12 protein-coding genes are annotated in these 12131 nt (G+C 30.4%); 2 read left to right on the forward strand and 10 right to left on the reverse strand.

What is annotated here, in order from left to right; genetic code table 11:
* Positions 1–263: 263 nt before the first annotated feature.
* The 3 genes from EW093_RS05545 to EW093_RS05555 all read right to left on the reverse strand — a co-directional run bounded on the left by EW093_RS05545 (position 264) and on the right by EW093_RS05555 (position 2194).
* On the reverse strand, positions 264–548 hold the full coding sequence (locus EW093_RS05545) for a hypothetical protein (RefSeq protein WP_149567440.1): 285 nt from the start codon (positions 546–548) through the stop codon (positions 264–266).
* Between the two features lie 219 nt (positions 549–767).
* Complete coding sequence (locus EW093_RS05550; RefSeq protein ID WP_149567441.1) at positions 768–1745, reverse strand: hypothetical protein; 978 nt, start codon at positions 1743–1745, stop codon at positions 768–770.
* A gap of 8 nt (positions 1746–1753) precedes the next feature.
* Positions 1754–2194, reverse strand: coding sequence for a hypothetical protein (locus tag EW093_RS05555; protein WP_149567442.1), 441 nt, complete (start codon positions 2192–2194; stop codon positions 1754–1756).
* A gap of 220 nt (positions 2195–2414) precedes the next feature.
* Between EW093_RS05555 and EW093_RS05560 the strand changes: the two genes are divergently transcribed.
* Together EW093_RS05560 and EW093_RS05565 are read left to right on the forward strand one after the other, a co-directional pair.
* A complete protein-coding gene (locus EW093_RS05560; RefSeq protein ID WP_149567443.1) occupies positions 2415–2693 on the forward strand; it encodes a transposase in 279 nt (92 codons plus the stop codon).
* Positions 2694–2715: 22 nt separating this feature from the next.
* Positions 2716–3549, forward strand: coding sequence for an IS3 family transposase (locus EW093_RS05565; RefSeq protein ID WP_425473386.1), 834 nt, complete (start codon positions 2716–2718; stop codon positions 3547–3549).
* Between the two features lie 405 nt (positions 3550–3954).
* Here EW093_RS05565 and EW093_RS05570 read toward each other — a convergent pair whose 3' ends face one another.
* The 7 genes from EW093_RS05570 to EW093_RS05595 form a co-directional block, all read right to left on the reverse strand.
* Positions 3955–4398 (reverse strand): hypothetical protein, encoded by a 444-nt coding sequence (locus EW093_RS05570; RefSeq protein WP_149567445.1) that lies wholly within the window; start codon positions 4396–4398, stop codon positions 3955–3957.
* 29 nt (positions 4399–4427) lie between these two features.
* Positions 4428–4697: an IS66 family insertion sequence element accessory protein TnpA gene (gene tnpA, locus EW093_RS18065; RefSeq protein WP_425473398.1), complete on the reverse strand. Its 270-nt coding sequence runs from the start codon at positions 4695–4697 to the stop codon at positions 4428–4430.
* A gap of 380 nt (positions 4698–5077) precedes the next feature.
* Positions 5078–6052 (reverse strand): hypothetical protein, encoded by a 975-nt coding sequence (locus tag EW093_RS05575; protein ID WP_149567446.1) that lies wholly within the window; start codon positions 6050–6052, stop codon positions 5078–5080.
* A complete protein-coding gene (locus EW093_RS05580) occupies positions 6042–9617 on the reverse strand; it encodes a hypothetical protein (RefSeq protein ID WP_149567447.1) in 3576 nt (1191 codons plus the stop codon). Before EW093_RS05580 ends, EW093_RS05575 begins: the two co-directional genes overlap by 11 nt.
* Positions 9618–9863: 246 nt before the next feature.
* Positions 9864–10841, reverse strand: a complete 978-nt coding sequence (locus tag EW093_RS05585; RefSeq protein ID WP_149567448.1) for a hypothetical protein — start codon at positions 10839–10841, stop codon at positions 9864–9866.
* Between the two features lie 95 nt (positions 10842–10936).
* Positions 10937–11827 carry an IS3 family transposase gene (locus tag EW093_RS05590; protein ID WP_149567449.1) on the reverse strand — a complete coding sequence of 297 codons (891 nt, stop codon included), beginning with the start codon at positions 11825–11827 and terminating at the stop codon, positions 10937–10939.
* A gap of 11 nt (positions 11828–11838) precedes the next feature.
* A complete protein-coding gene (locus EW093_RS05595; RefSeq protein ID WP_149567450.1) occupies positions 11839–12114 on the reverse strand; it encodes a transposase in 276 nt (91 codons plus the stop codon).
* Positions 12115–12131: the final 17 nt, after the last annotated feature.

The raw sequence follows: 12131 nt of genomic DNA on the forward strand, positions 1-12131 counted from the left end.
GTGCATACATCTGTCGCATTTTATTTTATGATCTTACCATTGTCTGGGTATTTTGTATAAATTTAATATAGTATCTCCATTCAACTTATTTTTAGATAGATAATATACATCTCCATTAGAGCTAATAGTAGGTAGCATGAATGGCTTTTCTGCGTATTCGAAATCATCTAAAACCCAACCGTTTTCATCAAAAACAAGAATTCCACAAAAATCTCCAAAGTAAATATTCCCCTGCTTATCTTTACCAATAAAACTTGGATTAGCTACTTCGAGTTTCTTAAATGAAGGGACTCCTGGAACTTCTCTTGGAGCTTTCCTGTTACTCCCTTTATGTAATACATTCTTCCAATATTTATATAAAATCTTATAACTGTTATTTTGGATTTCACCTTTCTTAAAGATCCTATATCTATTATCAATAGTATAATCATATAGTTTAGGTAGATAGCTATATATGGGTTCTTATTACCATATATTGAATCAAATGATTTCTCATTTATATCTAAGAAAGGTAGTTTAGCTGTTCTATTTGAGAACTCCTCACTCAATTTACTTGTTACACTCTCTTTACCTAGAACAAAGTGTGATGCAAAAGCTGCTTTAAACTTATTCTGATGTTTTAATAATTCATAGTATTTTTAAGTTTTGGGCGAATAGTAACTTTAGTTACTACCTGGCTGCTCCGGGCTACGCTTCGCTTCGACCTAGCAAGCTAGTTTGGCTAAAGCCACCCTACGTATCCATTTCGTAAGGTGGCTTCGCTTTTTTTATTTTTTTTTATTCTCTGATACTTTTCTTTGATTAATCCTACTTTCTTTTGTTAAACTATAAAAATCAATACTTTCAGTCTCTGTTTCTCCATATAACATGAAATATAAGTCACCATTGAGACTAACTGTTGGTTTATGACGATACCATAATCCAGGAATAGTGAAATATTCTAAGCACTCACCCCATTTTGAAAGTACTACTATATTTCTTTTACCATTATGATAATCAATAATCCAAAAACTATTTAAATCTTTATCAAAGCCAATTATTTCTGAAGAAGTGTAACTTGTATCATCAAAAAAGACAGAATCTTTTAGATCCATAGCACTATTAGTTTTCAAATTTTTAAATAGTTTCCTATATGGTGCCATACTTTTAGAAACTGCATAAATATTTAAGTTGTCTTCTAATTTTATTTCAACGTGATCTTCAGAAAAATTTACTAGGTTGTATTTTGGAGGGAATTCCCCTTTGTTTACACCATTTTCTATATAATAAAATAGACCCTCTGGGTTAGATCTCCTAGTATAAAATAGTTTGTTATCAATAAAAACAACATCACCATCTATATCTGTATTATCTCTGAAAATATATTTGACTTTTCCCTTATTTAAATATGAGATATGGGAACTAGAAGTACTGTAAATATATTTAGTGTCATTAGAAATATACATGTTCTTTATATATATAAATTCATCACCTCTTGATAGGCTATATTCTTCAGTAAGGTCCCAATTATTATCATACTTTTTTATTTTACTATTCATTGTATCTTTAATATAAAAATTATCTTTAGAATCTATTGTAAATGCGCTAGGTCCTGAGTAAAAATAAATATCATAAAACAATGGTCTAAAACCAAGTTGAAATGACTCTGTACCTTTAGGAAATTTCTTTGCTAGAGTCAGTTCTAACTCTTCAGCTGATAATTGATTTAATATCAATAAAATTATGATTAAGTATATACGTTTCATATTATCTCCTATTTAAATCTTTTAGTTCGAAAATTAGTATAATTTCTATACTTAAAAATCGTATTCAAATTTATAACTTTGTATTTCCCACTATCAAAAGCAGATTCTAATAAATAGATCCTTTTATCCAGTTCTTCTGTTCCCTCTTCTATCCTTAATATTATTGCGACATGTCCTGGTTTATATATGAAGTCTCCAGGTTTTAATTTGGATCTGTTTTGTTCAGAAATAGTATATGAAGCACTATCATAACCACTTGGACCCATTAGTTGTGATGTTGGCCAGCTTCCCCATTCTAACATACCTTGAGGAAGATCTTTAACAGTATCATAACTATTATTATTATAGTTTGCAGATTGTGACATAAATCCAGAGCAATCTACTCCTATTGAGTAAGATGTTAGTACAGATGTGTTACTATTATATATGAAATCTCCATATTTTGCCATCGTTGAAAATCCTGGAGTATATGGTGAAAAATCTTCTCCATCTATAGTTATTTTATTGAATAAATAAGTTCCATTAAGAGAACCAAATCTGTAATTTATATTACTGTTTTGATATTTTTCTGATTCATTATTCCAGAATATAACGGTCTAACTTTTTTAAACAGCATATTCTAAAAATTAAATTCACTCCTGTATATATAAATGTATAATAGGAGATAATATGGGTAGAAGAAAAAAGCATGATAGTGCATTTAAGTTAAAAGTAGCCTTAGAAGCTATCAAAGAAGAAATTACAGTAAGTGAAATAGCTAGTAATTATGAAATTCATCCTCAGCAAGTTAGGCAATGGAAGAGGGAATTCTTACAGAATGCAGAATCAGTTTTTCAAAAAGATGATGTAGATAAGAAGAAAGTAGAAGAATTAGAAACTGAAAAGGAAGACCTCCAGAGTTTAATAGGACAACAAACTATAGAGATCAATTTCTTAAAAAAAACTTGAAAAAGTTGAACATCGATTGAAGGTGCCTATGGTCTCTAAAGATGAAAAATTATCACTTTCAAAACAGTGTGATCTACTTAATATTAATCGCTCAAGGATATACTATACCCCTAGAACGAAGTCCAAAGAAGATCTTATGATAATGCGTCTTATTGATGCTTTATATCAAGAGAATCCTTGTATGGGTAGTAGAAGAATGAGTAAAGAAATCTCTAAGACTCATGGTATAAAACTAGGTAGACTTAGAGCTCGTAGGTTGATGAGAGAAATGTGTATAAGTGCTATATATCCCAAGAAAAACCTTTCAGTACCTGATTCAGAGCACAAAATCTATCCATATCTGCTTAGAAATTTACGGATAGAGAGACCTAATCATGTATGGTCTACAGATATTACATATATTCCGCTTTCAGGTGGTTTTGTATACCTTACGGCTGTTATTGACTGGTATAGTAGAAAGGTTCTGACATGGAAACTATCAAATACAATGGATGTTGGCTTTTGTAAATCTGTAGTAGTTGAAGCTATAGCTAAATATGGTACTCCTGAAATATTTAACACAGATCAAGGGTCTCAATATACAAGCAAAGAATTTACAGATCTACTTAAAGATCATGAAATTAAAATCAGTATGGATGGTAAAGGTAGAGCTCTAGATAATGTATTTGTTGAAAGGTTATGGAGATCAGTTAAACAGGAAGATGTATATCTTAAGGATTATAGAGATATTAGAGATGCAAAAAGGCATCTAACTAATTATTTTGAGTACTATAATAATAGACGAAGACATCAATCTTTAGATGATGAATTCCCTGAAGATATATATTATGGTAAGGTTAAATTAATAGCAGCTTAATGGCGGGTGTGAATTTAATTATGCTATATGCCTGTTTGATTAATTAGACCACTATAGTCTACATCAATGTCCTTAATAAAGCTAAAATTCTCATCATAAAAGTTAATTCTAAGATTAACCATATCAATAGTTATATAATTATCATTATAAAATTGTATACCTTTAGGGAAGGACTCTGTATTACCTTTATCAAAACCTATCTCATTTTTTCCAGAACCAATATAAAATGTATGGATAAGCTCCTCATTATACCTATTTAAATCTTCTGTTACGCCATAATAGCTAACAAAAAAAATAATATAATAACTTTAGTTTTCAATTTTCAACCTCCCTATAATCCAGTTCTTATGAATGGGATTACCATCTAGATCCTTTTTTTTATGATAAAAATTCAAATTATTCTTATTACCAACTCCCCATAATCCAATTTTTATCTTTATTATGATAATAACTAAGATCGTTTTTATTACCAACTCCCCATAACCCTTTTAAACCTTTTATATTTTTAATTCTTGAATCATGTGTAGATTCAATTAATATTATATCACTAACTTCTATATCTCTGTCCCCATTACTTATTATAACATTTTGAACCATGGCTACATGATACCCAGATCCTTGATTAGGTGTAAATACAATATCACCAGGAATCAATCGTTTTCTATTCTCAGGTTTTGTACCATACTTATCATATTGAGATTCACTCATGATTTCATACAAGTTATTATTATTGACATTATATCCAGAAGTATTCGGGCCTACATCGTGTACGTTTCTTTCTGCTATATCTGCTAAAAGATTATTTGTAGCTTTCGATATGTATTTTGTCCCTTTATAAGCCTCTGACATATATAACAGTCCACCACAATCTACACCTGCTAAAAACCTGTAGTAAGATGTATTGTAAATTCTCCATAACTTAAAATTATTGGACTTTCAATATTTGATACGGGACTTGATTTGGTGTTTTCTTTTATTTCTACAAAATTTGTTTTCTGCAATTTCTTTCTATTCTTATAGAAAGCTGTATTGTGAATACCCTTCTCATTACAAAAAATATCTATACTTTTCCCACTGTTTTCTTGCTCTACTATCAGTTCTTTCCAATCTCTTGTTTGTCTTTCTTCATTTTTTCCTCCATTTCTAATGGAGTGTAAATGATTATGAAAATTTTAGAAGGTGGGGTTAATTATCGCTTACTTTACATCACCACTATTATAGAGAAGCTAGTTAGTAACTTTGAAAAATGTTAAATCTCAAAAGACATCTTCAATTGAGGTTTAATTTAAATATGTCTAAGATTAATAAATAAGAAGATATTAGAATATTATTTGATGAAACCTCTACTGTAAAGTAGAGATTAGCTAATAAACTAAAGTAATAAAGAGTCTTAAAATTGTTATTTTTCTTACTTCCGTATTAAATTGTCACTACGGGCTACGCTTCGCTCCGACCTAGCAAGCTAGTTTTACTAAAGCCACCCTGCGTATGCATTTCGCAAGTTGGCTTCGCTTTTATTTTTATGATTTTACCATTGTCTGGGTATTTTGTATGTATTAAAAACAGTTACGCCATTAACTTTCTCACTTGTAGCATAATAAATATCACCATCTTCATTTATTGTTGGGCCCAAGTAAGCAAAATTATTAAATTTTAAATAATCAAGAACCCATCCATTAGAATCAAAAATGATTATTCCAGTTTTACTAGACCAATATGAATTTCTACTTAAATCAAATCCTATAAATGGAGAAGTTATTCCACTAAGTTTTTCAAAATCTGGTACACCAGGTATTATTCTAGGTGGAGTCATATTATTTGCATCATGAAGCTCTACCCAATAATTATATAATGTTATGAAATCATTGTTTTGAATATGATTTTTAAAAAAAATACGTCTCTTAGCATCTATAGTATAACCATTTAGTAAGTATTTATCTTTCTCATTGAACAATTCCAATGTTTCCTCTTCATTTAATAGCCTGGAATATTTCATTTCGTCTTCATCTACTAAGACAAATGAACATAAAGAACCATCATTCATATAATTAAATATAACCTTATCTGTGAATAGAACTCTATCTTTAGAAGAAATAGAGTCAGGGAAATTTAGTTCAGTAATATTACCAGTGCTAATATTAAAAGCTGTTACAAATTTATTATACCCACTACTAAAAATTATGTTATCCATTATTTTTGACTTACTATTTCTCAATAATCTAAAATCAACTTCCAACTCTTTTTCTAATGAAAAGTCTACATTATAAAAATTAACCCGTGAATTAACAGTATCAAATAATATAAAATAGTCTTTATATTTCTTTAATAATTTAGGAAATAGTTCATTGTTACCTTTAGATTCTACCCCCTCTATTAGACCTATTTCTCCTGGCATTGAACCTGTACTAAAAGTAAAGACATGTTGTTCGTCATAATTATTAAATCCTTCTCCATATAAATAATTACATATAATAAAGAAAACAAGCACAAATCTAAATTTCAATTTTTAACCTCCCTATTATCCAGTTTTTATGATTTGGACTTCCATCAGACTTAACAACTTTATGATAGAAGTCAAGTGTATTTCGATTACCCACACCCCATAATCCTGCAATACCAAAAGAATTCATAATTCCACTATGATGTGTAGATTCAATTAAATAAATATTATCAACATTAATTTCTCTACTCCCTTCAATTATATCTATTTCTTGTACCATAGCAACATGATAACTTGGGTTTGAGTAAAACATTATATCCCCAGGAATTAATCTTTTTCTGTTACTAGGTTTTAAGCCTAAGTCAGGGGTATATTCACTCTCATTCATTATCTCATATAAATTATTACTAGAGTGTGAATAACCTGATGAACCAGGACCGACATCATGGACATATCTAGCTGCAATATCTGCTAATATTTCTTTACTTTGATTACTAATGTATTTTGAGTTTGTATAAGCTTCAGCCATATAAATAAGACCACCACAGTCAACACCAGCTTGTTGGTTAGAATACCAACTATCCGAATCATTTACATCATAATTATCAAAACCACTTACTGTATTAACTTTATTTGTACCATCTTTATAAAATAATAATGGTTTATTTTCTGGTGTTGGTTGAGCAAACACTGAATTTTGATATTTAGTTACACCGCTAATAACATTCCACCCTTTTGCATGTAAAGAATCCCATGCTCCAGGTTTTGGTGCAGTTTTATCATATCTTGACCACCATAATAGTGCATCTTTGGCGTCTAACAAACCAGGTCTAAGTTTACCAGCAGGATCATTAGGTTCTGCAGGTAGAATTCTCTCGACATCTATACCAACATTCTTATTATAGTCTTCTTTTAATAATTCAATAACCATTTTATTAACTTCTGAATTATCTTTGTTATATTCATCAATTGCACTACTCATCGCTATTAAAGAAGCAGATTCTCGTAATTGCAACGGAGCTAATTGTTTTAATAAGTTATTATAATATAAAAATGGAGAAGTAGTTCTAACAAAATTGTACACCATATAATCAGCAACGAGACCATCACTCCACCTTGAATTATTATATACTGCACTAGGAAATGAGACGACTTGTCCTCCATGACCTTCATCTAGATCACTTAAATCTTCCCAGGTCCCATTCATTTTAAACTTTTCAGCTTGAGAATTACTCTCCATGATCCTGTTCCATTCATTTTGAGCATACCAAATTGTTTCACTATTATCAGAAGAGTTTGTTGATGCAAGTTTGAAACCAAACTCATTGTAATATTTATCAGTTTGTAAGCCTTTATTTAGTCCTTCATTAATAGTTGTAGGAGCATTCCAAGGGTTCTGTTCATTCCAATCTTTAGAAGATGGAGTTCTTATACCATATTTTTTGTCTGTATCATTATCAATAAATAGGTTTGCTCTCCATAATAGCTTTTTATCGTAAACTGCAAGGAAATCTTTATCTTTTGATACACCTTGAACCTCTAAGTTATCCTGTTTAGCAAATCTTAATAGGAAATCATCACCTGGTCTTATTTTACTGTTTATTGGTCTAACACCAAACTGAGAGTAGGTTTTATTTTTAGTTTTAAACTTTAATGTTGATCCTTCGACGTATAATCTGAAATCAGGTTTTGTTCTACCTACAGATGAACTAACAAATATATCTTCTGAATACTCTACAGAGTAAGGACTTTCATCTTTTCCAACCAAACCACTATTTTTAAGTTTAAATGTCGCCAATAGAACAAATTCAGTTCTATTTATTTTTTCATTATGCTGCTTAGCATAAAATTTAAGTCCATCCCCCTTATTCTGATAAATGTTAGAACCAACTTCAGCTTTTAGTTTTTTATCTTCACCTAAATACTCATGGTAGAACTCATCAAATGGTGGTAATATAGTTATATCTTTATCATCTTCTTTTAAGTTAGTTAACTCATCATCCCCATAGTTACCTTTTATTTTAATTGTATCTATACCAAGAATTTCCCCTGTATTAGGAATCCAATGAGATTCTCTAAGTTCACCTGTTCTACTATTTATTATTCTCTTAAACTCCATATCAACATCTAATTCAATTAACTCAGTATCAAAGAACTCAAAGTTATCATTAACATATGATATGTTATCACCTGAAGTTGTTGGTTTAACTAACATTCTTCTTAGATGGTATTTTTTCTCTTCACCAGGTTTAGTAAAACCTCCATAGACACCTTCCTCTGATAACCAGACACCTACATTAGCCATTCTAAAACCACTGTTGATAGAGACTACTAATATGTTCTTCATATAATCTTCAACAGTTGAGTTTGAATCTAGACCTGTAAAGTCAGCGGATATTATTACACCTATCATTGGCTCATTGTTTGTATAGTTAACTAGTATGTCTCCAGGTCTAGCCATTGATAGATCTGGTAGTAGAATCGTAGACCTCTCTAAGTCTACCTTTGTAAATCTATATGGTTTCTTTAGTTGATCATTAATATCTAAGACATGGTAGGTTGGGTTTTTCTGGATATAGTTAGCATCTAACTCTTCATCTATTTTAGTGTTAAATACGTTTAGGTAATCACCTGCTATATCAGTCATAGAAAGTGAACCCATAAGTAGACCTAATGAGTCAACACCTGCTGATTTATTAGGGTGATATAAACTATCTTGATCAGCAGAATATAGTTGTTTTGTCTCTGATCTAACACCAGGTAGATATGGTTCTATCTCATAAAATGTAGCATCTATACTAGGTAGTGTTGTTTCATATTTACCTGCACCAGCATCTTTCTTTAAGGTAATTCCTGCTTCTCTGTATAGATCTATCTCATCAACATAACTATCGTAATATGAACTTGTTGCCATAGTTGTTGAAAAAGTACCATTTGCAAATGCTGGATAGTTATCCAAGGTATATACATCCCCTATATACTTCTCCATCAACCATCTTCTAGCTAGATTCTGTTTATATAATTTGTAGTTAAATGTTTTAGGTGTATCTATACCCATAGCAGAGTATGCTATTGGGTTACCCTGAGAGTTACTATAAGGAGATGTAATTAGGTTTTTATCATATATTTTACCTAATGGAGAGTTTTCTTCAACTACACTAGGTCTATTGAATATTTTAACCTCACCATTAAAGTAATTATTTGATCTGTTTGACACATTAAGTAAAGCTCCGTTAACCCACTCTTTAACTTCAACTGAGTTTGTAGCATATACTTTATAGTCAGATTTATTATTCTCATCTTCCGATCTAACACCAGGAGTATACTCTAGAGCCCATGTCATATACTTAAGTGCTGACTCTGCAATATCAATTCCCTCTTGTTCAGTAACTTGTCTGTATTGGTTGTAGTTATACTTTATCTCATCTGTATTGTTTTCATTAACTTTCTTATTTATTAAATATGATAGTACAGGTTTTGAACTCTTACCATTCTCCACTTCAGTTGCAATATAGTTAAGGTATATAGCTATATATGGGTTCTTATTACCATATATCGAGTCAAATGATTTCTCATTTATATCTAAGAAAGGTAGTTTAGCTGTTCTATTTGAGAACTCCTCACTCAATTTACTTATTACACTCTCTTTTCCTAGAATAAAGTGGGATGCAAAAGCTGCTTTAAACTTATTCTGATGCTTTAATAATTCATAGTATTTTTAAGTTTTTGGGCGAATAGTAACTGAAGTTACTACCTGGCTGCTCCAGGCTACGCTTCGCACCGACCAAACAAGTTTGTTTGGCTAACAGATATATGCACATTGCCCTGCGTATCCATTTCGCAGGGCAATGTGCATACATCTGTCGCTCTTTAATTATTTAGCATTTGGGTGATCTTTATACCATTGTTCTCTTAGCTTAGGATCCCAAGTATTTATTATTCTTTTTAAAGCTACCTCATGACTATTATATATTAAATATAGTATATCACCACTTGGATGAATCCCAGGCATATAACTACCACCTGTTATGTAACCTTCCCTATATATTTCACTAATAATAAAAGTTTTAGAGCTATCATATATACGTATTCTTCTATCTGCATCTGTCCAATATATATAATTATTTTTATTTCTTCCAATGTAAATACGCTTTCCATTATCGTTATCTTTATCAAGTATATCATTTCCAGATATAGATTTAATTTTGTTATCAACAAGAATCTTATTTGATTCAGAAATCTTAATATTTGAAATATCTTTATTCTTTATTAAAATATTTATTTGGTCTCGACCTTTTGTAGTAACGAAACCATTACTATCTTTTGTTAGACTACTAAAGCAAATAACTTCACCATCTATCATATAAAACAGGATGATTCCATTATCTTCATCATAATAAAAGTTATTATTCTCTAGTTTATTATCATAATACTTTTCTACAAAATTCATCTGCCATTGTAGCTCACCATCCCAAGTGTGATATGTAAATCCTATATATTTTTGATATAAAATAAATCCTTCTTTATAAATCTGGATAGAATGAGGGTATTCTAAATATATATCATTACTAATATCTATTTCGTCAATCTGTTTAAAGTTAAAATCATATACTGACAACCTTTTATTATAACCATCAGATATATAAAAAACTTTTTTTGATTCATCATAATAAATTATAGATGGACCGTCTCCTGCTCCATCAATTAAGTATTTATTATATACTGTTGCAAACTCATTAATACCTTTACCTGTTTTATATGAAGTTACAAAATCAATTTCAAATTTTGATTCTGCAACCAACATATCCATAGATATTAGTATTACTAAAATAAATAATCCTATTTTTTTCATAACTCCCTCCGTAACCTTACAATGTACCAGTTATTATCTATTTTATCATGAATTATTCAATATCAGTGCAGTCATAAATACCTAAAATTTAATATTTATGCAGCTGTAAGTTTCTCCGTAATCATCTCCCTAAATACAGTTGGAGGAAATCCACCTTCATTTACAGTACAAATCCTTTGACGATTATAATATGTCATCACATATCTCCAGACTATAGTTTTTACTTCCTCTCTTTTCAACTTTTTAGTATTAATCTTATATACTTTCTCTTTTTTTAGAGTTGCAAAAAAACTTTCCATACGACTGTTATCATAGCATTTACCTACATCACTCATACTCTGAATAGCTTTAAATCCCCCAAGCGTATTTTTATATTTTTCACTTGTATACTGCGATCCAGCATCACTATGGATGATGACTCCATTCCCTGGATTTCTTAACTTATATGCCTCCTTGACTGCATTTATACATAATTCTTTTCTCATATGACTATCCATAGCTAGACTTATTATTTCTCCTCCAAAACAGTCAAATATTGGAGCTACATACAACTTTCCATCAGAGCAAGGTATTTCTGTAATATCAGTCAACCACTTCTCGTTTGGTTTAGAAGCTGTAAAATCCCTTTTGATAACATTATCCGGTCTATTTGCTTTTTTATCAGATTTTGTAAGTCCATTAGGGCTTCTTCTACTCTTATGAAGAAGATTTCCCTTCCTCATTGCTCTAATTACAGTTGATCTGGAACATTTTATTATACCTTTTTGCTTCAAAGCTAACTGCATCCTCTCGATTCCATAATTCTCATTATCTGGATGTTCATCTAAAATCTCATGCATTTGGACCAGAAGAAGTTGCCATGCTTTAGGACGGTTTCTATTCCTTTTCCATTTATAAAAACCCGTCTCACTGACATTTAGAGATTTGCACATTTTTATAACTGGTATTGATTCTTCAACACTTTGATCTTTTATATATGCAAAAATCTCTTTTTTTGTTACTTCTTCCGGTCTTTGGCAAAAAAACCAAGAGCATCCTTTAAAATTTCATTAGCTTGCTTTAGCTCTTGAATCTCTTTTTGCATTTTTAGTTCTCTATCTGTCATTGGAGTTGTATCTTTTTGAACTACATTTATACTCTTTTTACTCCTGTTCCTTCTCCAACCTGAAAGTGTGCTATACTTTACTCCAAGTTGATCTGAAGCTTTTTTTAATCCTATTTCATCAGATAATTTTAGAGCCTGATCTTTAAATTCTTTACTGTACGTTGTCATTTATACCCCTTTATATT

The sequence above is a fragment of the Thiospirochaeta perfilievii genome (genome assembly GCF_008329945.1).
GTDB lineage: Bacteria > Spirochaetota > Spirochaetia > DSM-2461 > DSM-2461 > Thiospirochaeta > Thiospirochaeta perfilievii.

Excerpts from the sequence above, each read along its gene's own strand:
- EW093_RS05555 (WP_149567442.1), bottom strand. The coding sequence starts at position 2,194 with ATGGCAAAATATGGAGATTTCATATATAATAGTAACACATCTGTACTA.
- EW093_RS05570 (WP_149567445.1), bottom strand. The coding sequence starts at position 4,398 with ATGTCAGAGGCTTATAAAGGGACAAAATACATATCGAAAGCTACAAAT.
- EW093_RS05585 (WP_149567448.1), bottom strand. The coding sequence starts at position 10,841 with ATGAAAAAAATAGGATTATTTATTTTAGTAATACTAATATCTATGGAT.
- EW093_RS05595 (WP_149567450.1), bottom strand. The coding sequence starts at position 12,114 with ATGACAACGTACAGTAAAGAATTTAAAGATCAGGCTCTAAAATTATCT.
- EW093_RS05560 (WP_149567443.1), top strand. The coding sequence starts at position 2,415 with ATGGGTAGAAGAAAAAAGCATGATAGTGCATTTAAGTTAAAAGTAGCC.
- EW093_RS05550 (WP_149567441.1), bottom strand. The coding sequence starts at position 1,745 with ATGAAACGTATATACTTAATCATAATTTTATTGATATTAAATCAATTA.